Origin of the sequence: Inquilinus sp. KBS0705 (assembly GCA_005938025.2) — a bacterium.
In the GTDB taxonomy this organism is placed as follows: domain Bacteria; phylum Bacteroidota; class Bacteroidia; order Sphingobacteriales; family Sphingobacteriaceae; genus Mucilaginibacter.
The window spans coordinates 275,538-300,553 of the sequence record VCCI02000004.1; the positions used below are offsets into that span (position 1 = coordinate 275,538).

18 protein-coding genes are annotated in these 25,016 nt (G+C 44.0%); 6 read left to right on the forward strand and 12 right to left on the reverse strand.

The window, feature by feature from the left end; all coding sequences use genetic code 11:
- Positions 1–187: 187 nt before the first annotated feature.
- Both FFF34_017930 and FFF34_017935 read right to left on the reverse strand, forming a co-directional pair.
- The gene (locus FFF34_017930; protein TSD63471.1) at positions 188–1,723 is read right to left on the reverse strand and encodes an alpha-N-arabinofuranosidase; all 1,536 of its coding nucleotides are present in this window, start codon (positions 1,721–1,723) and stop codon (positions 188–190) included.
- 149 nt (positions 1,724–1,872) lie between these two features.
- Positions 1,873–3,096: a multidrug effflux MFS transporter gene (locus FFF34_017935; GenBank protein TSD63472.1), complete on the reverse strand. Its 1,224-nt coding sequence runs from the start codon at positions 3,094–3,096 to the stop codon at positions 1,873–1,875.
- Positions 3,097–3,281: 185 nt separating this feature from the next.
- Here FFF34_017935 and FFF34_017940 point away from each other — a divergent pair, with 185 nt between their 5' ends.
- The 3 genes from FFF34_017940 to FFF34_017950 all read left to right on the forward strand — a co-directional run bounded on the left by FFF34_017940 (position 3,282) and on the right by FFF34_017950 (position 5,797).
- The gene (locus FFF34_017940) at positions 3,282–4,589 is read left to right on the forward strand and encodes a gluconate transporter (GenBank protein TSD63531.1); all 1,308 of its coding nucleotides are present in this window, start codon (positions 3,282–3,284) and stop codon (positions 4,587–4,589) included.
- A gap of 10 nt (positions 4,590–4,599) precedes the next feature.
- The gene (locus FFF34_017945) at positions 4,600–5,406 is read left to right on the forward strand and encodes an alpha/beta hydrolase (protein ID TSD63473.1); all 807 of its coding nucleotides are present in this window, start codon (positions 4,600–4,602) and stop codon (positions 5,404–5,406) included.
- A gap of 79 nt (positions 5,407–5,485) precedes the next feature.
- A complete protein-coding gene (locus tag FFF34_017950) occupies positions 5,486–5,797 on the forward strand; it encodes a hypothetical protein (GenBank protein ID TSD63474.1) in 312 nt (103 codons plus the stop codon).
- An 86-nt stretch (positions 5,798–5,883) separates the two neighbouring features.
- On the opposite strand, the gene FFF34_017955 is transcribed toward FFF34_017950, so the two are convergent.
- The gene (locus tag FFF34_017955; GenBank protein ID TSD63475.1) at positions 5,884–7,740 is read right to left on the reverse strand and encodes a PAS domain S-box protein; all 1,857 of its coding nucleotides are present in this window, start codon (positions 7,738–7,740) and stop codon (positions 5,884–5,886) included.
- A 209-nt stretch (positions 7,741–7,949) separates the two neighbouring features.
- On the opposite strand from FFF34_017955, the gene FFF34_017960 reads away from it, so the two are divergent.
- Complete coding sequence (locus FFF34_017960) at positions 7,950–8,309, forward strand: response regulator (GenBank protein TSD63476.1); 360 nt, start codon at positions 7,950–7,952, stop codon at positions 8,307–8,309.
- A 94-nt stretch (positions 8,310–8,403) separates the two neighbouring features.
- Here FFF34_017960 and dnaK read toward each other — a convergent pair whose 3' ends face one another.
- Complete coding sequence (gene dnaK, locus FFF34_017965; GenBank protein TSD63477.1) at positions 8,404–10,305, reverse strand: molecular chaperone DnaK; 1,902 nt, start codon at positions 10,303–10,305, stop codon at positions 8,404–8,406.
- Between the two features lie 415 nt (positions 10,306–10,720).
- On the opposite strand from dnaK, the gene FFF34_017970 reads away from it, so the two are divergent.
- The gene (locus tag FFF34_017970; protein TSD63478.1) at positions 10,721–11,242 is read left to right on the forward strand and encodes a GNAT family N-acetyltransferase; all 522 of its coding nucleotides are present in this window, start codon (positions 10,721–10,723) and stop codon (positions 11,240–11,242) included.
- A 181-nt stretch (positions 11,243–11,423) separates the two neighbouring features.
- On the opposite strand, the gene ispG is transcribed toward FFF34_017970, so the two are convergent.
- Entirely contained in the window at positions 11,424–13,427 is a 2,004-nt protein-coding gene (ispG, locus tag FFF34_017975) for a (E)-4-hydroxy-3-methylbut-2-enyl-diphosphate synthase (GenBank protein TSD63479.1), read from the reverse strand.
- Between the two features lie 119 nt (positions 13,428–13,546).
- Here ispG and FFF34_017980 point away from each other — a divergent pair, with 119 nt between their 5' ends.
- Complete coding sequence (locus FFF34_017980) at positions 13,547–14,374, forward strand: hypothetical protein (GenBank protein ID TSD63480.1); 828 nt, start codon at positions 13,547–13,549, stop codon at positions 14,372–14,374.
- 397 nt (positions 14,375–14,771) lie between these two features.
- On the opposite strand, the gene FFF34_017985 is transcribed toward FFF34_017980, so the two are convergent.
- The 7 genes from FFF34_017985 to FFF34_018015 form a co-directional block, all read right to left on the reverse strand.
- Positions 14,772–15,638, reverse strand: coding sequence for an NAD(P)-dependent oxidoreductase (locus FFF34_017985; GenBank protein ID TSD63481.1), 867 nt, complete (start codon positions 15,636–15,638; stop codon positions 14,772–14,774).
- A gap of 1 nt (position 15,639) precedes the next feature.
- Positions 15,640–16,629, reverse strand: a complete 990-nt coding sequence (locus FFF34_017990; GenBank protein TSD63482.1) for a phosphotransferase — start codon at positions 16,627–16,629, stop codon at positions 15,640–15,642.
- Between the two features lie 81 nt (positions 16,630–16,710).
- The gene (locus FFF34_017995) at positions 16,711–18,042 is read right to left on the reverse strand and encodes a TldD/PmbA family protein (GenBank protein ID TSD63483.1); all 1,332 of its coding nucleotides are present in this window, start codon (positions 18,040–18,042) and stop codon (positions 16,711–16,713) included.
- A 4-nt stretch (positions 18,043–18,046) separates the two neighbouring features.
- The gene (locus FFF34_018000; protein TSD63484.1) at positions 18,047–19,684 is read right to left on the reverse strand and encodes a TldD/PmbA family protein; all 1,638 of its coding nucleotides are present in this window, start codon (positions 19,682–19,684) and stop codon (positions 18,047–18,049) included.
- A 15-nt stretch (positions 19,685–19,699) separates the two neighbouring features.
- Complete coding sequence (locus FFF34_018005; protein ID TSD63485.1) at positions 19,700–21,469, reverse strand: hypothetical protein; 1,770 nt, start codon at positions 21,467–21,469, stop codon at positions 19,700–19,702.
- Positions 21,466–23,589: a hypothetical protein gene (locus FFF34_018010; protein ID TSD63486.1), complete on the reverse strand. Its 2,124-nt coding sequence runs from the start codon at positions 23,587–23,589 to the stop codon at positions 21,466–21,468. Before FFF34_018010 ends, FFF34_018005 begins: the two co-directional genes overlap by 4 nt.
- The gene (locus FFF34_018015) at positions 23,582–25,012 is read right to left on the reverse strand and encodes a hypothetical protein (protein TSD63487.1); all 1,431 of its coding nucleotides are present in this window, start codon (positions 25,010–25,012) and stop codon (positions 23,582–23,584) included. The genes FFF34_018010 and FFF34_018015 overlap by 8 nt, the downstream gene beginning before the upstream one ends.
- Positions 25,013–25,016: the final 4 nt, after the last annotated feature.

A 25,016-nucleotide genomic window follows, 5' to 3' on the forward strand; every position in this document is an offset into this window, starting at 1 on the left:
ATTTATGATGGAGGCGTATTATTATGCAAAACACAAAGCCATCATCAAAAAACAAAAAATCAGCACCAGGAGGGCCTGATGCTGATTTTGAAAAAAAATTAATGTCCGAAATGCCTTTAAGCGAAAAGGACGAAGTAAAACGGGCCGAGCAAAAAACAAACAAGGCCGTTAAAAAATAACACTAAGCTTAATTTAGCTCAAGCGTTACAACCGATTTTGCCGGTACCACAACTGTTAGTTTATCACCATCTTTTTTGGCGCCGTTAAAACTGTGCAATTGCAATTTGTTAGGCTGGTCAAATGTATTTATATCGGTAATTTGGGCCGATGTTAATATTTCACCTTTAACATTTGTCCATTTAATATCTTTTAGGGCAGTGCTTATAGTAACCGATTTATTCAAATCAAGGTTAACCAGTGATATATGCACCTTGCCTGCAGCATCTTGCGATGCCGAAGCATTTACAGCAGGGATGCTTTTACCATCTACCTCGTAATCGGGCGAGTTTAATTTTATATTTAAATACTTAGCATCCTGGTGTACCTTATACATATCAAACACATGATAGGTTGGTGTTAACAGCATTTTGCTTTTATCAGTTAATATCAGTGCCTGTAAAACATTAATGGTTTGTGCCAGTGCAGCCATTTTTACACGATCGCAGTGGTTATTAAAAATATTTAGGTTGGTTGCGGCTATCAGCGCGTCGCGCATGCTGTTTTGCTGATATAAAAAGCCCGGGTTGGTACCTGGTTCAGGATCTGTCCATACACCCCATTCGTCAACCACTAAGGCAACTTTTTTCTCAGGGTCGTATTTATCCATAATGGCCGAGTGCTTATCTACCAGTTCTTCCATTTTTAGGCATTTTACCATAGTTTCAAAGTATTCCTTTTCGGTAAAACTTGTAGCTGATCCTTTTTTACCCCAGTTACCCGTAGGCACGGTGTAGTAGTGTAACGATATACCCCACATATCCCAGTTTGGTATATTTTTCATGCACACTTCTGTCCAGTTATAATCGTCAGAATTGGGCCCGCTGGCTATCTTTTTTAATGGAGCGCCGGGGTAATTTTTAGCAAACGAAGCATATCTTTTGAACTGATCGGCATAAAACTCCGGCGTCATGTTACCGCCACAACCCCAGCTTTCGTTACCTACACCCCAAAATGTAACCTTATATGGCTCGGGGTGGCCGTTTTGCTTACGAATTTGCACCACACTGCTGCTACTGTTAGAGTTAAGATACTCTACCCATTTCGACATTTCTTCTACTGTACCGCTACCTACGTTACCGGCAATGTAGGGCTCACAGCCCAACAATTTACAAAGCGCCAAAAACTCGTGTGTACCAAAGCTATTGTCTTCGGTAATGCCTCCCCAGTTAGTATTAACCATACGCGGCCTTTGCGCACGGGGGCCAATACCATCGCGCCAATGGTACTCATCAGCAAAGCAGCCACCGGGCCAGCGCAGGTTAGGTATTTTTATTTTTCGTAATGCGGCAACTACATCAAGCCTTATGCGGTCTTGTTTTTGTACCGGCATGTTTTTGTCTACCCAAAACCCGTCGTAAATGCCACGGCCAAGGTGCTCGGCAAATTGCCCGTAGATATGTTTACTAATAACCTGGTTAGAGCTGCTTACGGTAATGCTGGCAGCACTTTGTGCTAATGCGCCCAAATTAAGGCCCATCAGCATTAAAAATAAAAGTCGTTTCATAATTGGTTAGGAATAAATGTATAATTAACGGTTATAAATTTAAACAGATTTTTTAATTCTGCAACCCTTTACAATAAATTATCATTTATACGCTAAACACATTGCGGCTTTTATATAAACAGCAATACTTGGTTATCTTAACATTGCAACTAATGTGCGGCTATTTGGCCGGGTTTTGCTTCAGCCTTGTCTTTTATTTTTCGCCTGCCTATAAGCAAAACTATAAGCGCGAGCGTTGCGGAGGCAACCATAATGGCGGCCATAGGCACCGCCGTTTTACCGGGGAACAAGCTAACCCCTACCGATACCAGCGAACCAACAGACATTTGAAATGCGCCTAATAATGCAGATGCTGTGCCGGCATTTTTTTCGAAAGGAGCAAGGGCCAGTGCAGATGTGTTTGGGCTGGCAATGCCAACACAACAAAGCACACCAAATATCATTACAAGGCTGCCGGGCAGCCCTAATAAATTTTGCATAGCGCCTGCTAAAAACAATACTGAAATAATTACCATGGCCGGTATTACAACCATTATTATTTGCTCGCTTTTATATCTTTTAATTAGTATGCTATTTACCTGGCTGGAGCCGATAAACCCTACCGACAGGCCGGCAAATATCCACCCGTAGGTTTTGGCGCTTACCTTAAATACTTCCATAAAAACCAATGGCGATGCTGATACATAAGCAAACAAGCACGAAAAGCCAATGCCACCACATGCGGCATAGGTATAAAACTGCGGATTTTTTAGTACGGTGCCAAAGCTATTAAGCATAGGCCGTGGTTTTAATGAGTAAGATGCATCGGGCTGGTAATTATCTTTAAGGCCAAAAATAACAGCAAGCGCTATAAGCACAGCCATTACGGCCAGTATAATAAAAATTAACTGCCAGCCAAATACGGCGGTTACATAGCCGCCTACTGTTGGCGCTACCATGGGCGACGCGCCCAGCACCAATATTAGCAGCGCAAAAACCTTTGCGTTATCCTTTAGGGGGAAAATATCGCGTACCATGGTCATTGATGCTACGCCTGCTGCACAGCTGCCAATGGCTTGTATAAACCTTAGCCCTATCAGCATTTGTATGGTAGAGGCAAAATAACAACCTATTGATGCCACCACGTAAAGCGAAAGGCCAAAGTACAGCGGCTTTTTGCGCCCATACTTATCAAGCAAAGGCCCGTATAATAATTGCCCAACAGATATACCTATGAAAAATGTAGATAACGAAAGGGCAACCTTCTCGGTAGTAGTATGCAGCGATTTTGCAATTGCCGGGAAACCGGGCAGATACATATCTATAGAAAATGGAGCCAGTGCCGTTAGCGCACCCAATATTAATATCAAGAAAAAATAACGCTGCTTTGTCATATTTACAGTTGCAAAATAAGCAGTTTAATTGGCTAAAAAATATACCGGTGTAAAAATGGTAATATAAATACATAGCTATACCTGCCTGTATTATTTTCGCCACCCGGATGCTCAATTCGTATATTGTTATTACATTAGTTGCTGCACTGCTAATGGCATTGCAATTAACCTCTCAACCTAAAAAAATGCTGGTTATAGTATTTTGTATAGTATTGCTTATACTGCTGGTTAGCTGGGCCAAACTTAACCCGTTCCTGGCTTTTTTACTGGTATCTATTGCCGCGGGTTTGTTATTAGGTATCCCCATTAATAAAGTTACTGCATCGGTGCAAAAGGGCATGGGTGATATTTTGGGGCAACTGCTCATTATAATTTGCCTGGGTGCCATGCTTGGTAAATTGGTGGCCGTTAGCGGGGCCGCCCAAAAAATTGCCGAAGTGCTGGTAAACGCCGTTGGCGAAAAGTACATTCAGTGGGCATTGGTTGCCGCGGGCTTTATTATAGGCATACCGCTGTTTTACGGTATTGGCTTTGTGCTAATGGTGCCGCTCATATTTTCGGTGGTTTACAAATACAAGTTGCCTGCGGTATACATTGGCTTGCCTATGCTGGCTTCGCTATCGGTAACACATGGCTTTTTACCACCCCACCCCTCGCCGTCGGCCTTAGTGGTGCTGTTTCATGCTAATATGGCTACCACTTTTATTTATGGCTTGGCCATAGCTATACCTGCCATTATTTTGGCCGGACCAGTATTTGCCCGCCTGCTTAAAAAAATACCATCCGAGCCATTGGCTACCTTCCGTGCCGAAGAAATGCCTGCCGATAAGCTGCCCGGTGGTTTCAATAGCTTTTTTACAGCCCTGTTGCCGGTATTGCTATTGATGCTCACCGCCTTTTTCCCTTATATAGGCATCAAAAACCAAAGCACGCTAAAACTGGTAGCCTTCCTGGGCGATCCATCTATTGTAATGTTGATTGCTTTAATTGTAGCCACCTTTACCCTTGGCGTAAAACAAGGCCGCAGCATGAGCCAGTTGGCTGTTAACTACACCGATGCCATCAAAGATATCGCGTTGATATTGCTTATTATAGCCGGGTCGGGCGCGTTTAAAGAAGTACTTACCGCAAGCGGGGTAAATAACCAAATTGCCGATAGCCTTAAACAATTTAACTTGCCGCCTTTAGTTTTGGGCTGGCTTATCGCGGCTATCATCCGTATCAGCTTGGGTTCGGCAACGGTAGCCGGATTAACCGCCGCGGGTATTGTATCATCATTAGTGGTATCGGCACATGTTAACCCTAATTTAATGGTATTATCTATAGGCGCGGGCAGCCTTGCGTTTTCGCATGTGAACGACTCGGGCTTTTGGCTGTATAAAGAATATTTTAATTTAAGTATAAAAGATACCATCCGCTCATGGTCTATGATGGAAACCATCGTATCTGTAATTGGCCTGGTTGGCGTATTAATTTTAAACGCGTTTGTTTAGATTTTAAATCATGAAAAAAACGATATTTTTTGCTGCTCTTATAGCGGCTATGCTATGTGGCGTTAACCTTTATGCACAAGATGCTGAAGGCGCTTATTTTACATCGTTTGATGGTACAAAAATTTATTACGAGGTAAAGGGCAATGGCTACCCGGTAGTAATGCTACATGGCTTTACCGGCACCAGCCAGGGCTGGAAACGCGGAAAACTATATGCCCAGCTATTGAGCGAAGGCTACAAGGTAATTATACTTGACCAGCGCGGCAATGGCAAAAGCGATAAACCCCATACCGATGCCGGCTATAACAACGATGCTGAAGCAAAAGATGTAATGGCACTAACAAATAGCCTCGGCATAAAAAATTACGATGCGGTGGGTTACTCAAGGGGCTCTATTATCACCTCTCGGCTTATGGTGCTTGATAAGCGCGTGCACAAGGCTGTAATGGGTGGCATGGGTGCCGATTATACCAACCCCGAATGGCCGCGCCGTATACACGCTTACAAGGCCCTTATGGGCGACACCACCATACACGACGTTGACGATATGATGGTATGGATACGTAAAAACAACTTTGATAACCTGGCCTTGGCCTACCAGCAAAAATACCAGCCATCAACCAGTCCGCAGGAGTTGGCTAAAGTGAAAATTCCGGTATTATTGATAGACGGCACTGAGGATTTTACCAATGGGGATGTAACCGTATTGCAAAAAATGATACCCACAGCTACCTATAAAACCATCCCCGGCGATCATAACAGTGCAGGGAATAGTATACAATTTGCAGCAGAAGTTAGTTCGTTTTTAAGGCAATAGCCGTTTAAAAGGCCTATTATATGCCGGTTTAATTACGGCTTATTATTTGCAATACATTGGTATAATAAATCAGATACCAATGAAAAAGATAATTATTTTCAGCAGCCTTATTATAGCATCATTATCATCAATAAGCTATAATGCACAGGCACAGGATAAAAAAGGAATAAGCAAACAAGGTAAAGGCGCTATTATAGGCGGGGCAGCCGGCGCAGTAGCAGGCGGCTTAATAGGTAAAAGTGTTGGCGGTGCCGTAGTTGGCGGTGCAATTGGCGCAGGCGGCGGTTATATAATTGGTAACGAAGCCCGCAGGCGACAAGAAAAAAGAGAACGTGCCGCACGTATAGCCAGGTGGCACAGGCGCCACCCAAACAGGGCGTATCCATATTAATATGTTTGATTTACAGCACGAGGCTATATTAAACTATTCACATTTCTAATATAGCCTCGTGCTATAATTCAACTTGTTTTTTTAGCTTATAATGGCAAACTAAAGTAAAAAGATGCTCCCTGGCCTTCAGTGCTATCTACACCAATCTTGCCATTATGTAAAGCAATTATCTCGGCCGAAAGGTACAACCCTATACCAAAACCCGAAAACCCTTTAGTACTTTCATCCTCTACCCTGTAAAACCGCTGGAATATATTTTGCTGATCTTTTAGCTTGATTCCGATACCCTTATCGGTAACGTTAATCTTAACCATTTTGCCGGTTAATTTGCATTCAATGGTAACGTCAGTGCCTTTTGGAGAATATTTTATAGCGTTATTAATAAAGTTACTTAGCACCTGTCCTATTTTTTCCCTGTCGGCAGTAACATTTATTGCTTCAGCAGGGTTAAAAACAATGCCATGCCCTTGCGCTATCGGCAGGCTATCGGCTACCATTTCTTCAATCAATTGGTTTAAATCAAAAATTTCGGGGTTAAGCTGCAATTTGCCCGATTCCAGTTTCGACAAGTCTAAAAACCCGTAAATCAGCCTCGTCATTTTATTGATCTGGTTCTCAGATTTTTCAAGGGCGTTCAGTAAAAAGCTATCGCCTGACCGCTTGGCATTTGCTATTAGTAATTGGATATAAGCTTTAAGCGAAGTAAGGGGTGTTTTAAGCTCATGGCTGGCCATTGCAATAAAATCATTTTTGCGCAATTCGTTCCGCTTATTCTCAGTAATATCCAATACGGCCCCGGTAAACCGTACAGGCATATCCTGGTCGTTAAAAAGTACCTTGCCTTTTGCTCTTATCCAGCGCAGCTTTTTATCCTCGATGCCAATGGTACGATATTCTACATCATATTCGCCGTTAGATAGTTCGCGGTTAAACGCCCTGTTTACAGCATAGTCTGTTTTTTCGCGATCATCGGGGTGCAGGCCAAGTAAAAATGTTTCATCATAATTTATAGGGCCATCTTTAGTTATACCAAATAATTCGCCGCAACGCTTGTCCCACACCAGTTTGCGTGTTATGGGGTCCATATCAAATGTGCCCAATTCGGCAGCTTGCGTTGCCAGCCGAAGGTCTTCTTCACCTTTTTTCAATGCTTCCATTATATGCCGCTGATCGGTGATATCCTGTACGGTACCCAACATACGTAATGGCAGGCTATTTTCGTCATACACAACTTTACCGGTAGTTCGTATCCAGCGTATAGTTCCATCAGGCCAAATTATACGTACTTCATAAAAATAAATGCTGCTATGAAGTGCTTTATCAAAAGCTTTTATTACAATATGTAAGTCAGCGGGGTGCACTATGTCGCGTAGTTCCTGATGGCCAACAATAGTAGGGCTGTTATGGCCAAATATCTCGGCTAATTTAGGCGAATGAATTATCCCGCCGCTTTGCAAATCAAGGTCAAACGTACCCAGGCCGGTAGCCTCGGCCGCTAAGCGTAAGCGCTCTTCGGCATCTTGTAGCTTAAGGCGCACGTTAATCTGCTCAGTTACCTCTGTAGCTACTACCATTACGCCGCTAACTTTACCATCGGGCTCGGCAATAGGTTGGTATACAAAATTAAAGTAGCACTTTTCGGTTAGCCCGTTACGCACTAATGCAACTTTAGCTTCGTAGCCGTGGTGTGCAATCCCTGTATTAATTACATTATGTAAAATATCAACAAACGGCTGCCCAACTAATTCGGGCAGGCCATAGACAAGTGGATGGCCTATTATGCTGTTGTTTTTACCCCATACCTGTAGCATAATTGCATTTGCCGATTCGATGATCAGGTCATCTCCACGCAACACACTTAAAGCTACAGGCGCTTGTGCCATTAGGCCATGAAAGTCCTGTTCATTTAAAACTGAAGACATTTTAGGGGGATAATTAGTCATTTATTTAATTATAACAACAATAATACATCATTTTATCACGTATGCCGAGTATCAACTTTTTAATATACAATAATTATATTTACTTTTGTCAATGCAGTTTAAACTGCTTAACATTATTTTGAGTAAGATACCCACCGTAATTTTATAGCAGCAATATTTTTTATTTACTATTATACCTTTTCGTTCCTCTTTAGTTTATAGCATCTTTTATGGTAAAGCGTATTTTAGTACTTGATGATAACCAGGATATTCTGGATATAGTGCATGAAACCCTCACTTATGAAAATTTTGAGGTAAAAAGCACTGCGCAAGGCGAAGAGGTGATGCCTTTTATTGAAACCTTTAACCCCGACCTGGTGATATTAGATTACCGCGTAGCCGGTACAAACGGTGGTGAGCTTTGCCGCCAAATCAAATCGCACCCTAAATTTGGTAATGTTCCGGTTATTATATTCTCGGCTTATATTAACCACGATGCCGACCTTTTAGGTTACGGCTGCGATGCTATAATAAACAAACCATTCGACCTTACCGAACTTGTTGACAAGGTGAACAACCTGATTAGCTAAGAAAACTTAGGCAGAAAAAAAGCATAACAATACTATACATAAACAAAAAAGCCTCTCTGATTCCAGAGAGGCTTTTTTGTTATAAGACTATAGATTATTTAACTTCTTCGAAGTCAACATCTGTTACATTATCGGCATTGCCTTCGGCAGTTGCCTGTCCTGCATCACCTGCGCCTGGTTGTTGACCGCCTTCGGCAGATGCTTTGTACATATCTTCAGAAGCTGCTGTCCAGGCTGCATTCAACTCTTCCTGCGCTGTATCAATAGCAGCGTGGTCTTTAGCCGAATAAGCTGTTTTCAGTTTCTCTAAACCCGACTCGATAGCGCCTTTTTTATCAGCAGGTATCTTATCGCCGTATTCTTTCAGTTGTTTTTCGGTACTAAAGATAAGGGCATCGGCAGCGTTCAGTTTTTCAACTTCTTCTTTAGCTTTTTTATCAGCTTCGGCGTTTGCTTCCGCTTCGTCCTTCATCTTTTTGATCTCGGCATCGGTTAAACCTGATGATGCTTCGATACGTATTTTTTGCTCTTTACCGGTAGCTTTATCTTTTGCAGATACATGTAATATACCGTTTGCATCAATATCAAATGTTACTTCAATTTGAGGCACACCGCGGGGTGCTGGTGGTATACCATCCAGGTGGAAACGGCCTATGGTGCGGTTAGCAGATGCCATTGGGCGCTCGCCTTGTAATATGTGTATCTCAACAGATGGCTGGCTATCACTGGCGGTTGAGAATGTTTCTGACTTTTTGGTTGGGATGGTTGTGTTTGATTCTATCAAGCGTGTCATTACACCGCCCATAGTTTCGATACCCAATGATAGTGGGGTAACATCTAATAACAATACATCCTTTACTTCGCCGGTTAATACACCACCTTGTATAGCAGCACCAATAGCTACTACTTCATCAGGGTTAACGCCTTTTGATGGGGCCTTACCAAAGAATTTTTGAACAGCATCCTGGATAGCCGGGATACGGGTTGAACCACCTACCAATATCACTTCATCGATATCTGATGTGCTGTAACCTGCGTTTTTCAAAGCAGTTTTACAGGGCTCGATGGTACGTTTAATTAAGCTATCGGCTAATTGCTCAAATTTTGCACGGGTTAAGGTTTTAACCAAGTGCTTAGGCATACCGTCAACAGCGGTTACGTATGGCAGGTTAATCTCTGTTTGGGTGCTGCTTGATAATTCGATCTTAGCTTTCTCGGCACTTTCTTTTAAGCGTTGTAAAGCCATTGGGTCTTTACGCAAATCAATGCCTTCGTCGCTTTTAAACTCGTCTGCCATCCAGTCAATTATAACCTGGTCAAAGTCGTCACCACCTAAGTGTGTATCACCGTCGGTTGATTTTACTTCGAAAACGCCATCACCTAATTCCAGGATAGATACGTCATGCGTACCACCACCGCAGTCAAATACGGCGATTTTCATATCCTTGTGTGCTTTATCCAAACCGTAGGCAAGGGCAGCAGCAGTAGGCTCGTTAATAATACGGCGTACTTTTAGACCTGCAATTTCGCCGGCTTCTTTAGTAGCCTGGCGTTGTGCATCGTTAAAGTAGGCAGGTACGGTAATAACCGCTTCTGTAACTTCGTGTCCTAAGAAATCCTCAGCAGTTTTCTTCATTTTTTGAAGTATCATGGCTGATATCTCTTGCGGAGTATATTTACGGTCGCCAATTTCAACGCGTGGGGTGTTATTATCACCTTTAACTACGCTGTATGGTACACGCTCGGCCTCTTTGGTAACCTCGTTAAACTGGTTGCCCATGAAGCGTTTAATAGAGTAAATAGTTTTTGTAGGGTTTGTGATAGACTGGCGTTTTGCCGGATCACCAACTTTACGTTCGCCATCGTTAACAAAAGCCACAACGGACGGCGTAGTACGTTTACCCTCGCTGTTAGCAATAACTACAGGCTCGTTACCTTCCATTACTGCAACGCAGGAGTTTGTTGTCCCTAAGTCGATTCCAATTATTTTAGACATATTATTGATTGATTTTTTATTAATTAAGTGTTGCTTACCACACCTATTTATCAATGGTTGTGCCAATATGTGTTTGGCAGCAAAATATGCCCAAGCCTGTCAGTTAAATAACAATCCGTCAGCATGTATTACACAGCGGTGACATGTTGGCAGAAGTTTGGTAAGTAGAGAATGGTGAATGGAGAGGAGTTGTATCGTGGTAAAAACGCGTTACCAAACTCGGTTTCTTTTGCTTTTATTCATATAATAAGTATGTTTATATGTAAATAATTACCGCCGCTGTTACTTAACACACCACTAAGGCAAATTACATTGCCTGGAATTGCATAACAAACAGTCATTAATCATGACTGGCCCCGTAGCCGCATATTGCGGACAGGTATCTTATTGTTATTCAAATCTTTAAATCAAAACAATGTTTTTTATTGAAACTGAACGGTTAAAACTAATACCGTTAAATTATACGCAACTTTTATTGCTGCGCGAAAGTCGCGAAGCACTCGAACGATCAATGGGCTTAAACCCCTCTAATATGGTAATAGAGCCACTTTATCAGCATGAATTGCTTGACGCGCTCGACAATTTTTGGCTGCCCAAGATACAGCAGCACCCCGATCATTATGAGTATTATACCAATTGGGAGGTTATTATCAAGGCCGAAAACGTGAGCGCGGGCGGTATTGGCATAGGCTACCCCGACGAAAATGGCGAATCGGTTACGGGGTATTGTATTGATAAACAGCAGCATAACAAAGGTTATGCAACCGAGGCCCTTAAATGCTTATGCGAGTGGGGGTTTACCAATCCGGCTATTAAAACCATCTGGGCCGAGACCCCGCCTGATAATTGCCCATCGCAGCGGATACTGATAAAGGCCGGCTTTAGCCAAACCGGCACCAAGGACAGCAACCTGGTATTTAAGCTGCCGCGAACCTGATCAAAAACAAAAGCCCTGCTAAATAGCGGGGCTTTTGTTGGATTATCTTCTATTCCACACCTATACTTAAACGATTCCATTTTTTTCGTTTTTTTTGCGGATTTTTCGTTTTAATTCGTTTTTTTTCGTTCCGGATGCTTAACTAATATAAAATTATTTTTGATATATCCAAGCTTTTTCGTCAGGATGGGTCAATCCAGTTGCCATCGCCTTTGATGATTCCGATGAGTTCGTCGAGTGCATTGGCAGAGTTGATATTTTTTTTGACAGCCTCTTTGCCACGGTAAAGGGTAACCTTATCGGTACCCGAACCTACATAACCGTAGTCGGCGTCGGCCATTTCGCCGGGGCCGTTTACTATGCAACCCATAATGCCAACTTTAAGGCCCTTTAGGTGACTGGTTCTGCTGCGGATCATCTGCGTGGTAACCATCAGATCGAACAGCGTACGACCGCAGCTGGGGCAGGATATGTACTCGGTTTTGGATATGCGCGAGCGTGTGGCCTGCAGTATGCCAAAGGCGGTAGAAGTGATAACGCTTGTAGCTACCTGCGGGGCATCTATCCATACGCCATCACCAAAACCATCAACCAGCAAAGCACCCATATCGGTAGCAGCTTGTAGTTGTAAGTCTTGAGTCTGAAGTCCTGAGTCTGAAGTTTCAAAACCATACGAACGCTTAATGATCACCGGGACATCCAGTTCCATTTCCTGTAGCTTTAGGAAAAAGGCACGCTGGTCGGCCATGCCATGCAGTTCGTTGGTCTCCAGTACAAACACCAGCGTGTTATCCAAAGGTATCAGCCCGAATGCCTCGCTATCCAGGTCGGCATTGGTGATGCGTACCAGGTTTAATGCCGATGTACGGTTATCCGCCGCAATGTACTCAGCTAAAGTAAATACCGGGTGACAAAGCGTTTTGTTGGCCAGTTTTTGCCAGGTTGGATAGTTATAAAGCTGTTTTAGGTTACCGGGCACGGTAAACGATGGTAAGCTATCGCCCAGGTACACAAAATCTACCGATTGCTCGGCCATATTGTACTTATCCAGCAATGCCGAGTACAGGTAACCCGCATCGTTCATTACAGCAGGGTCCTTCAAATTGGCCCGCGACAGATCGACCACTACCCTTGGCACAATATGCCCGCCTATAAAGGCATTAGCCTCGTAGGTTTCGCGTTTTTTGTATTCGTAAGGATTGTAGGAAGGTGAAAGGTTAAAGGTTAAGGGTGAAAGGTTGTTATCGCCTTTTGCCTTTTGCCCTTCGGCCTTTGACCTTAAAACGTATCTTTTCACTAGTGCAATAGCAACCGGTGCTTCGGCTTCGGGTTCTTCGGTTAAGGATACACGAACGGTATCGCCAAGGCCATCTTCCAGCAGTGTGCCAATGCCCACGGCCGATTTAATGCGCCCGTCCTCGCCGTCGCCGGCTTCTGTTACGCCCAGGTGCAGCGGGTAGTTCATGCCCTCGGCAACCATGGTTTGTACCAGCAAGCGGTAGGCTTGCACCATTACCTGCGGATTGCTGCTTTTCATAGATACCACCAGGCTGTAATAGCCCAATGTTTCGCACATGCGTATAAACTCCATAGCACTCTCAACCATTCCCTGCGGGGTATCGCCATAGCGGCTCATAATGCGGTCGCTAAGCGAGCCATGGTTGGTGCCAATACGCATAGCGGTACCATATTCTTTGCAAATTTTAACCAGCGGGGCAAACTTTTGGTAAATGCGTTCCAGTTCGCCCTGGTATTCCAGGTCGGTATAATCTAACTGGTCAAATTTCTTTTTATCGGCATAGTTGCCAGGGTTCACACGTACTTTCTCTACAATACGGGCAGCCACTTCGGCAGCATTGGGGGTAAAGTGTATATCTGCAACCAGCGGTACATTATACCCGCGCATGCGTAATTGCTTTTTTATCTCGGCCAGGTTATTGGCCTCCTTTATGCTTGGCGCAGTAATGCGTATGTATTCGCAACCGGCATCAACCATACGTATCGACTGTTCGACCGTACCGATGGTATCCATGGTATCGGTAGTGGTCATGCTTTGTATGCGTATAGGGTTATTGCCGCCCATAGGCACATCGCCAATAGCCACCTCGCGGGTAACAAACCGCGAATATTGGGTTAAGGAATTACAGTAACGGCCTTGCAGCAATTTTACAGCATCAGCATTCATGCACGTATATTATATTAATAAGTTACAAAACTACAAAAACTTGTTGGATGGTTTAAAGTTGTACTATATGAATGATTATATAAACTAATAAAACTATATTGTGTCACCAATACACTTAAATGAAGCGACTTTTTTATCTCCTTATAATTGCAGGCCTATTTGCCTCATGCGGCGGCAACGAATCTGACCAGGACGCGGCAAATAACAAACCGCTCGATCAATCGCAGGCTTTAATATCGCAGTTTAAGCCTATTGTTAGCGGCGTTTGGGTAAAGAAGAATTACATCAAAAAACTCATCAAAAGTAAATCGCCATTAGCAGCCGCAGACAGGGCTACAGGCTTAACCACAATGCTTATTGATACCGCTAAACTTAAAGGCGATAGCATAATAGTTGCTGCCGGATGGAATAACCACGAGGGTAGCAATCTTACCCTAAGATTTCAGCCGGGTAAAAACACCACCACTATTGAATTGGGCGACGATGAGTTAAGCTATAAAATAAAAAATGGCGATACTACCCTTGTTGTATACCATTACGACGAGAAAACCAAAGAAACATCAACCACCAATTATATTAAAGCCTTAAATACCCAACCCGCAAATAATTTAGGCTACGGTATGAGTTATATGATTAACAAAGGCATCATATCCGGCATATACCAGGCTACCGACAATACAGGAAAAAAGTTTAATGCCGTATTTTATGATAATGGAAAGGTATCGGGTTTCCCGGACTTTAACACCTACTATGTGGAAAATGATTTAGGCAACGGACCTATGAGTAACCTTGATGAGCTAATTTTTGAGCTGAATGGGAAAAATCAAAAATCATACGCTTTCATCATCAACAAACGCAAATTAGACCTGTATACTACCAAAGCAAATGCCGATTCATCTGAATTACTGCTTGATAAGGTAGCTTTTAAACTTGTTAAGAAAGATTAAGGTATCTGGATATTTAGCTAAGGGTAGCCACCTACGGGGCACAATAGCATTTGTTATTTTCTACAAAGCGGTAGCTCCTATGGAGCATGATAAGTTTGAATTAAATGCCCAATGAGGCACAACATATTATGTTATTGCGCTACAAAGTGGTAGTTGCTACGGAACATGTGGATTGTATATATTTAATACAATTGATTATAATGCAATAATATCCCGTAGGGATAACCGCTTTGTAGAAAACAAAAGCAAGGTTAATTTTGCGCCGTAGGTGCTACCCTTAGCCAGCATATAAATCCAAAAGTATATTATAAATTCAGCACATTGCAAACCCCCGCTTAGTTCAACGCCTTACTTTTTACAAACTACAGCTCATAAACAAAGTGCTGATATACCCTATTTACCAATATTCCAACTGTTTAAATACGGCTATCAAGTCTTCGTCACCAAATTCGTCTCGGGCGTCTTCAAAGGTTTTTAGCGCAGCCAGTCCCATTGGGGTATTTAAGCCGATATCTTTTGCCAGCCTAAGGTCTTTAACTATATTGTTTAAGCTGAATGCCGCTGTAAAATTATTATTCACAATGGCATCGCCCTTAATTTTCATAAAGGGGTTGCCCAGCGCGCTATTGCCCAGCATATTTAGCAAAACTTCGGCATCTATACCATTTTGTTTGGCCAATATAAGAGCCTCGGCCAGGCCCTGCGCATGAAAGCTAAGCAAAGTATTAATGGCCAGCTTAGCGGTATTGCCTGCGCCTACCGCACCTATGTTAAGGGCCATTTTACCCATAGCATCTAATATGGGTTTTACCTTGTTAAAAGCGTCGGCGTTGCCACCTGCCATTATTACCAACTGGGCGGTTTCGGCCTGCTTAACACTGCCAGATACCGGCGCATCTAAATAATGGTTGCCCTGCTGTTGGCAAAGTTCGGCCATATCCCTACTGATGGCAGGAGATACGGTGCTCATGTTGATAATAATCTTGCCGCCAGTATTGGCTGCGAGTAAGCCATCGCTGCCTTTAAATATATCGTTTATGGCTTTATCATCCGTCACCATTAATATTACTACATCTGTTTGCTGCAGTAATTGGGCCGGTGTTGCGGCAGTGCCGGCACCTTGCGCTTTAAGGCCTTCTTCTTTGGCTTTATTACGGTTGTAAACGGTAACAGGGTAGCCCGCTTTGATAAGCTGCTGCGACATGGGCGTACCCATTAAACCCAAGCCTATCCATCCAATTTTTGTAGTTGTAGTAGTAGACATTTTATGATGCAATTACGTTATCGTTAAAATACTTTTTCACTAATAAATTTATAAACCTTTTTAGATAGGTTTCATTTAAAAACACGTTAGACCAGTTATCAAACCGCCGGCATTGCACACCCAGGTAAAAGAAATAAAGGCTTACACCCAAGGCAGGCAACAGGCGCTTTTCTTCGACGCTTATATTGGTTACAGACTCATAACCACTCATAAAGCTTTTCAGTTTTAGGTCGCGTTCATTTTCTTCCTTTTCGGTACTGTGCAGCTGTAAAATATAGTAGGCTATATCATAACACAACCAGCCGTTACCGCAAAAATCAAAATCAAACAGCGTGATATCTCCCTGCGGACTAATATTAAAGTTATCAAACCAAATATCAAGGTGTACAACGCCCTGCCTTAATTGGGCAGTATCAGCATCGGCTAACAGGCCCAGTAAGTATTTTTGCGTATCGGCCATCCATAGCATTTCGGCGGTATCGGCCGGCAAAAATTGTTTTAGGCTTTCAAACGAATCTTTTAATACTACCTGTGGCGCATAGCTAACCCGCTGTAATGTTAAATTGTGTGTTAAGGTATGTATGCGGGCCATGGTTTGGCCAACCTTGTAATGCACATCTGCCGAAAAGTTGAGCAGCTTATCCCCTTCTGCGAATGAGAATAACATGCCTGTGCGTGCCCCCTCTGGTGCATCTAACTGTTGTAAGTAGTTACCGACTTTGTCTTTTATAGGGTACGATACTGATACGCCATTTCGATATAATAAATTCAGCAATTTTACCTCTTCGGCTATCTCTACCTCTGTACGCCAGTTTAGGCTGTATATCCTAAATACAAAGCGGGTTCCCTCATCGGTTACCAAATAGCTATGGTTGATGCCGGTTTTTAGCAATTTGCAGGTAGCATTAACCGAAAAACCATATTGAGCCTGCAAAAACGAACCCACATGATGCGCAGAGAGGATTGAACTGGTAACCGGAAATGTTTTCATAAGGCGGATTTTATTTGAGGGCCGCAAAGAAACAAAAAACGCCGTTGATAATCAACGGCGTTTAATTATAATTAGCGCAGATTAAACCGCGTCTGATAACGAACTAAAGGTAAAGTCGCGTATTTTCATAGGCGGTATCAGGTAGCTGCGGTAGCTTTCTACACTGATGCTGCGCTCCTGCTTACCTAGGGCTTCCAGGTTGTTCAGCATAATAACCGGGCTCTCGTTAAACCTGAAGTTTTTAACAGGGAACATGATCTTTCCGTTCTCGATATAAAACGTACCATCACGGGTGAGGCCTGTTAGCAGCAGCGATTGCGGGTCGACCATACGGATATACCACAGGCGCGACACCAGTATGCCCCGTTCGGTGCTTTTTATTAACTCTTCCAATGTGGCATCGCCGCCATCCATAATAATATTGCTTGGGCCGGGTACCGGTGCTACACCCTTTTTTTGCGCCCAAAAACGTGAGTACGATAAGTTTTTTACCACCCCTTTATCAATCCACATGGTTTTTTCGCGTGGCAAACCATCGCCGCCCCAGGTTGCGCCAGGCAGGTCGGGGTTAAAGGGATCAGAATAGATGTTCACTTTAGGGTCTACCAATTGCTCGCCCAAACGGGTGCCGCCGCCTTTTTTACTTAAAAAGCTGCGGCCTTCTTCGGCGCTGCGGGCATCAAAGCGAAACATATTCTCCAGCATGTAGGTAGCTGCAACTGGCTCTAATATCACCATGTATTTACCCGGCTCAATAGCCTTTGCACCTACCGAACCATTTGCTTTCATGGCAGCCACACGGGTGGCTGATGCGGTATCTAATTTGCTTACATCTGTAAAACCACGCGCTGCATAGCCCGAGCCGGTGCCGGCATCGTTACGCAAGGTAACCGAAAAGGTAACATCGCTGCTTTTGTTATAGGCAAACAAACCTTTAGAGTTCATTACCGCGTAAAACCCTGTCGAGTTCTCTAAAAAGCCCGCTGCGTTCAATTTGGCTTCTTTGGCTACTGCTAAACTTTTGCCCACCATTTCGGCACGGCTATCGGGTGTCATACCAGCGGTATTGGCATTGTAGGTGATAGATTCCTTAAACTCGCTTTGGCCAAGCATAGGCATATACTCCGAGTTTTCGGGAGCCAGCTGTGCCAGCTCTTCTGATCGGCGCACCACGCGCTCCAAAGCGGCATCGTCAAACTCATCAATAGTGGCCGAGCCTGCCTTTTTGCCGTAAACCGATGTTACCGATAAACCTACCGTACTAATATCGCCCGCGGTTGAAACCGCGTTTAAAGCATAGCGAACGTTGCCGCCCTCGCTGCCGCTAAGGCCTACTTCACACTCGTCGGCTTTTGAATAGCTAAGCACTTTCTTTAATAAAGCCTGTGCTTGTTCTTTTGTATATATAGGCATATTGTTATCCGATCTTTCTTTTTGTGTTAATTACATTAACTCCGTTAAATCTTGCTGTTGATGCACCATGCGATACCGCGCTGCTTTGGCTTGGCTGGCCCTTACCATCGTTAAACGCGCCGCCCAGGCGGTAATCGTTCTTATCGCAAACCTGCGTGCACGAGTTCCAAAACTCGCGGGTATTGGCCTGGTAGGCTACATCATTTAGCATACCCACTATTTTACCGTCTTTTATCTCGTAAAACAACTGCCCGCCAAACTGGAAGTTATAACGCTGCTGATCGATAGAGAAAGATCCGTCGCCAATGATATAGATACCTTTCTCTACATTTTTGATCATATCATCAACACTCAGCGGGGTTTTACCCGGCTGTAACGATACGTTTGGCATGCGCTGAAATTGCACATCCTGCCAGCTTTGTGCATAGCAGCAGCCCTGCGATTCTTTAAGGCCGATAATATGTGCCTGGTCGCGAATGGCCTGGTAATTTACCAGTATGCCATCTTTTATGATATCCCATTTTTTGGTACCCACACCTTCATCATCATAACCAACAGCACCAAGCGAACCTACCTGGGTTTTGTCGCCCACAATGTTTACCTGCTTGCTGCCAAACTCAAAATTGCCCGATTTCCATTTATCCAGCGTTAAAAAACTGGTACCGGCAAAGTTGGCCTCGTAGCCCAACACACGGTCAAGCTCGGTAGGGTGTCCCACCGATTCGTGGATGGTTAGCCAAAGATGACTTGGATCAAGCACCAGATCGTATTTACCCGGGTCTACAGATTTTGCGGTCAGTTTTTCTCCGGCTTGTTTGGTAGCAAACTTGATATCTTCCATCATATCGTACCGGTTTTTATAGCGCGGTGTAACACCGCCAACCGTTTCGGCCGGCGAGGCGTTCAAATACTCGTAGCTCATGCCCACCGGCGAGCTTAACGAACGGCGCGTTTCAAACGAACCTTTTGATGGGTCTATTTTAGTTACCGTAAAGCTCGGGTAAAATCGGTGTATATCCTGGTCGATGTAGGAGCCATCGGTTGAGGCAAAGTACTTTTGCTCATTTACCGCAAAAATGGTAGAATTTACAAAGTTTGCTCCCCCACCCATGGCAACCGCATTAGCGCCAAGCAGCAGGTCAACCTTTTCTTTAATAGGCACTTCAAAGGCATTCTTTTCGATAGGTGTTTTCCAGCTTACTTCGCCGTAGCCCTTTTGTGGTGCCAGTTGTACCGGCGCGCTGCCCAATTTAGCATTGGCCTTTGCAACGGCAACCGCTCGCTGCGCTGTTTTGGCAATACCCGTCTTTGTAACATCGTTTGACGCGGCAAAGCCCCAGCAACCATTGGCTATAACACGTATACCCACCCCATAAGATTCGGTGTTGGCTACGTTGGTTACCCGGTTTTCGCGGGTGATTACAAACTGGTTAAGGTAGCGGCCTATGCGCACATCGGCATAGCTGGCCCCGGCAGATTTTGCGGCGTTTAACCCGGCATCGGCCAGTTCCTTTTTAATGCGGACGTCCACATACTCCAGCGCCTGCTGCTGATCGATGTTTTTGCCAAAGCCTGGTATCGACGGGAGCATCATGGCCCCTGCGCCCATACCTGATAAATAAATAAAATCTCTTCTTCTCAAAGTTTATCCTCCAATTTATAATGAAAACTTAGTTTCTATCCATAAGAAAGTACACGCTGCCAGCAGCAGGATATAAAAATATATTTTCGGCACAGCAATCTGTACTTTTTGCTGTATCTGTTTTGTTACAATAGTATTTGCCGTATGGGCTGCCGCGTATTTGGTTGTTGCCGATAGTCTTTCTGCCGCCTGAACGCCCGGCCAATCCTGTTTATGATATGCATACCACCAAATGGTTTTATCGCCCTGCTTTAATTCCTGCCAGCCTTTGGCAGATGGCCAGTAAGTGGCGGTCCACTCAAAGGGAATATTGGGGTTTTGTGCAATAGGGGTGCTCTCGCCATTAATAACAACCGGTGCAAATTCGCTTTGCGTTACGGATATATCTACCGGTTCATCAACGAGCGGCAGTGTTTGGAAGCTCAATTTATTTGGTTTATCTCCATCCTTACGCGCTGCTTTGCTAATGAGGGTCGACCATAATGCCGAGTAATCCATTTTATTGCCCGCCAGCATCCAGCTAAAAGTGTTGTTAAGCGTAGTAAACACTATTTTGCCCGAACCTAAAATTGTACTGTTTGCTAAAATATCTCCACGCGTCCCCTCTGCTATAGGCTGTGTGCCATCTCGGTAAATAATATGCGCCGGGCCTGTATTTAATTTATCTGAATTGCTTTTTTTACCTGCTATTTTAATATACGATGGCACAGGCTCTTTACCCGATGGCCTATCTACAGGGAAATCCTTTTGCAACCATGATGCTTTGCCGATACTATCCGCACGAACAATTAAGCCTAAGCCTTTATCGGCAATTTGTTGTTTGAGTACCGCGCTTTCGGCGACGCTTAGGGCTGTTATCACCGACAGATCGCCCAATACCACATCAAATTTATTAAGCGTGGCGGGCGACAGGCTGTTTAAGTTAAGTTGCTCTGTATTGATGTATTCGGTATTGAACTTACCCTTACTTATAGCCGACCGCAAAGCAACCGCATAACCATTTTCGCTTAGCCAGTTCTTTAAAAAGCGGGTCTCAAAATCGGGTGATGCGGTTAGCATTAGTATTTTTAGTGGCTTTACCGGTATTATTTGTACCGGCACATCTCCCTGCGTAATGGTATCGTTGCCCATAACCGCTTGCAGTGTATAAACCACCTTACCGGTTGTTTTAGGCTGTGTACTTAATGTAAAAGACGATTGCCCGCCCGGGTTAATAACCGCAGTTGCCAATACGGTATTTAATCCTTTCAATAGCAGCTTTACCTTTTGTGTCGATGGATTATTATAGGTTCCTTGTACAATTAAGTCTTCGCCGGCTTTTATGGCTTTGTTCCAGCTTATATGGCTTACCCCTGCAGGTATGGCCGAGGGATGAAAAGCAAGGGGCAACGCGTTCAACTGTTTTAACTCGACGGGTTTTAAGCCATAACCATATACATCTAAAGCCCGTGTAGTATCAATTTCGTCGGCACCGCTTATAAGCTGCACTTTGGGGTACGCCTTTTTAATTTCTTTATCCAATGTTAGGGCTTTGGCTATATCCTTTAAACTATCTGTAGCAAAGCCGGGTGTGAGTAATATAGTTTTACGTGTAGCTGAAATGCTTTGTTGGGTATGATAGCTTAGCGGCAAAGCTATACAAGCTAAACATGCTGCTGCCACAAGCACCGACAATAAGCGCCAAAGTAGATTTGCCTTTACAGCGCGCTTGTACTCCATCCAGGTAAAAAACCCTGCCAGTAACAGGCAGATGATGCAAACTATGTATGTAAAGTTCGCTATCATGGTTTGGCCTGTTTAAGGTTTTTATAGTATTGTTCAGACAGGCCCATATCCGTCGCGCTTGCATCAGCGGAAGGGGTATTCTTCGCGGGATTAAGCGTCTTTTGTATGGCACGCTCCACTATATCAATATCGTTAGCGTAAGCGTTAGCTTTTTGTGCTGCCAATATCCTGCGCATAGCGCTTAACGATGTTAGGTAGATACCCGGCTCGGCAGATGCCTTTGCAGCCAGTTGCTGGTTGGCCAATTGCAAAACGCGGCTGTCTGTTGCTTTTAAAACCGGGTCTATCTTTAATCCTTCTAAAACATTAACCGCTTTTTTAAGTGCATCCTGCTCATCAGCGCCGGGTTTTATATCCTGCCGGTTTAGGGGTTCAATAATTTTATCCAGTTCGCCGCTCAGGCGTTTTTCCATTTTTAGCGGCGGCGGGTTATAGGATGTTTTGGCCACAAAGGAGCGGGACTTTTGCTGCAGGTCTTTTAACAAACGCAGGGCCTTGTAAGCAAATGGCAGTGCCGCCTGCGGCTTGTACAAACGCAATTGCAATTCGGCTTTCCACATTTCGGTAAGGGTAGCTTTTAGCTGGGCCTTAATGGCAGGTTCAAAAAAACTTGCGTCGGCAGCATTGTCGTGGTCGTCGGTGTATTCCTTTAATATCTTGGTGGCATTGCTAAAATCGGCAGGGTCGGCAGGTCCTGCATCCGGCGAACCTATTTTGTCTTCGCCCTCTTCGCCTAAAAATTTGCCATAGCGCAGGCGTAATAGTTTTTGGTCGATACCCAGATCGTTGCTGCGGTTGTTAAACTTTTGTACACTGATGGTGTCCTTCTCCTTTATCAATTGCTCGGCATCAATAATAATTTGCCGCTCGCTCCTAAAAAACTCAGGTTTTAAATTAGATCCTGTTAAAATACCATCCATACTTAGCAGCGCGGCGGTATCTTGTATACTCACGGTGTATACATCGGTACGACTTAGCTGTTGGTGCGTGTCATGCGCCTGTACATAAAAATACAGTTCGTCGCCGGGTTCCATATTTAATGCAGGCAGACTTACCAACTTTTGTACATTGTATTGCGTACCACGTTCGCTAAAACTCGCCGGGAAGTTAATTTTATACTCCTTAAACTTCACCCCTTCGCCTTTGCCTTTAGCCACGGTGGCTACTATTAAGGCATCAGCAATGCCGTAATCATCATTAAGCGAGGTGCTGATATTAACCTGCTGCGTTTCGCCCGCATCAATATAGGTATAGGGCTTAGGCGTTTTAATGTGCAGTATAGGCGGCGCATCTTTTATTACCTGTACCTGGTAAAGGTCGGACAGTTTGCCATCAATACTCACCTGGTAAAAGCAGGGCCTGGCAATGATTTTTTGCGCTACCCAAAGCTTGTGCCCGTCGCGCGGGGTTAAAGCAATGCGTTCGTTATCGTTAAACAGTAACCATGCACTTTTTATGGCAATGTTGGTTTTAATTTGCCAGTTGGCCACGGCACCTTCTTCGGCCACCATGTTAAACTTATCCTGGGTGTGCTTTGCCCTGCCGGTGTAGGCCGGTGGAGTAATAGATAGCTCCACACCATCAACCTGCGGCAAAACTACTTCGGGTTGATTGGGCGGTGTGTATGGGATAACCTTGCCATCTTTACCATAGTAAACATGCGCTTTGGGGTAAAATTTTACCAATGCAATTACCGCCATTACAGCTACTGCCAATAATAATAATGCGGGCCATAAGCGTTTAGTAAATGGCTTATGGCTAATATCTATTCCGCTTAAAGTATGCTCGGCTTGGTTAAGTGCTAAGGTCTGTAAAACGTTTAATTCGGTTGGCGGTAAAAGTATCAGGTCGCTGCTTTCCTGCAATTCGGGGTATTGGCTGTTTAAAAAACTGGCTATGTTTTTATTGCTTATATGCCAGGGCTGATGGATAGCCAGTAGTACAATAAGCATCGCAACCCCTATCACCAAAGCCCAAAATGGCGATACCCCAAATACATAAAACAGCAAAGCTCCGGCTATTAGCGCAGCAGATAAGGCCAGCAGCACATCGGCCACTACCTGCCATATCATATAGCGGCGGCGCAGGCCTTGTATAATATGTATGCCCTGCTTAGCCATTGGTAATCGGTTTAGTTTTATGCGATAATAAACGCTCGGCTATAAATACCAGCACTAATGCCAGCCAAAAATATTTAGACACATCTGTTTGCTCTGTTTTTGCTGTCAATGCCGGCGATTCTCCCTTCCCCGAAATATTGGGCTGTATTTGTTGGGTGCTTAATATTCGTTGGTCGTATCTTATGGGTTGGCTGTAAACCTGGTTATCAATTAGCTTTAATATGATTTTGGGGAAATCCTCACCCCAAACCAGGTCGGTCCACAGCGGGTTAAAATGGGTGTAAAAGTGGTAGATATTTACTTTAGGCTGCTGTTTTAAACTTAGCACCGCGTTGCCAAAACCATCCGTTAAAATAAACCCGTTTTTATCAGTTGCTGCTACTCTCTTAAATAAAGCAACATGGGCGTTTTGCGTATTTATACTTGTGTTAACTGTATTTGCCTTGCCATTAACATAGGTGAAGATATTCCCGCTTTTCAACCGCTCGCTCACCGCCTGTTCCGATAGCCAAAACAACCAATTTTGCCCGGCGGGTATCTGGTCGGCTTGCGTGTATTGTTTAATAATTGCCCTTTGTCCCGTAAAATTTACCGCAGCTGTTAAAGCAGCCATTAGGTAATGCGCATCAACAGCATACTTATTGGTATAAATGGCAATTTTTAAGGTGCTGGTATCGGGTACAACAATTTCATTTTGGTCTATCTTAATTTCCTGTCCATTTGGCAAGCTTTGTTCTGTAAAATAAACGGCCTGCGGGTTGCTGTTACCATAGGTAACCTTGCGGGTATTGGTCCCGGTATTGGCTATAGCAGCTACCCACTTACTTGTGGAATCTGTAGGCGTGTACGTTCGCCATTGCAGGTTTAACGATACCGCCGGTTTGCTGCCTGTAAAGTGACCAAGGTTGTTGGGCGTAAACACATACACCCGCCTTGCCGGTGATAATTTGGTATTCAACCTGCTGATTAGGCTCCAATAATTAGCTGTTGTGGTGGTATCGGCTGCTAAAGTATCTGTGAGCAGCTTTTTTATATCGGCCTTTGTGAAGCCCTGGTTAAAGTAATGAAATTCATACCCGGCCGCCGTAAGCGAATCTATTGTCGGTTTAAACTTTTGATAGCTCTGTTTAAAGTTTTCCTTTGGTATAAGCACCCAGCCCTTAATATTTTTATTCGACAGGTAGCTTTGCCAAACCGGTGCAGACAAAAACAGGGCCAACAAAGCCAGTAAAAGGCAACGCAACATTAACAATAATATATCCTGTATTTTAAAGCTGCGACTGCTGATTTTAGATGCCTCGGTAATTAGCGATATACTGCCAACCTTCAAGGTTTTACCCGGCCTTATATTCCACAGGTGTATAATTACCGGGATACTTAAAGCGGCAAGTGCTGACAACCATATGGGAAATAAAAACTGCATACGC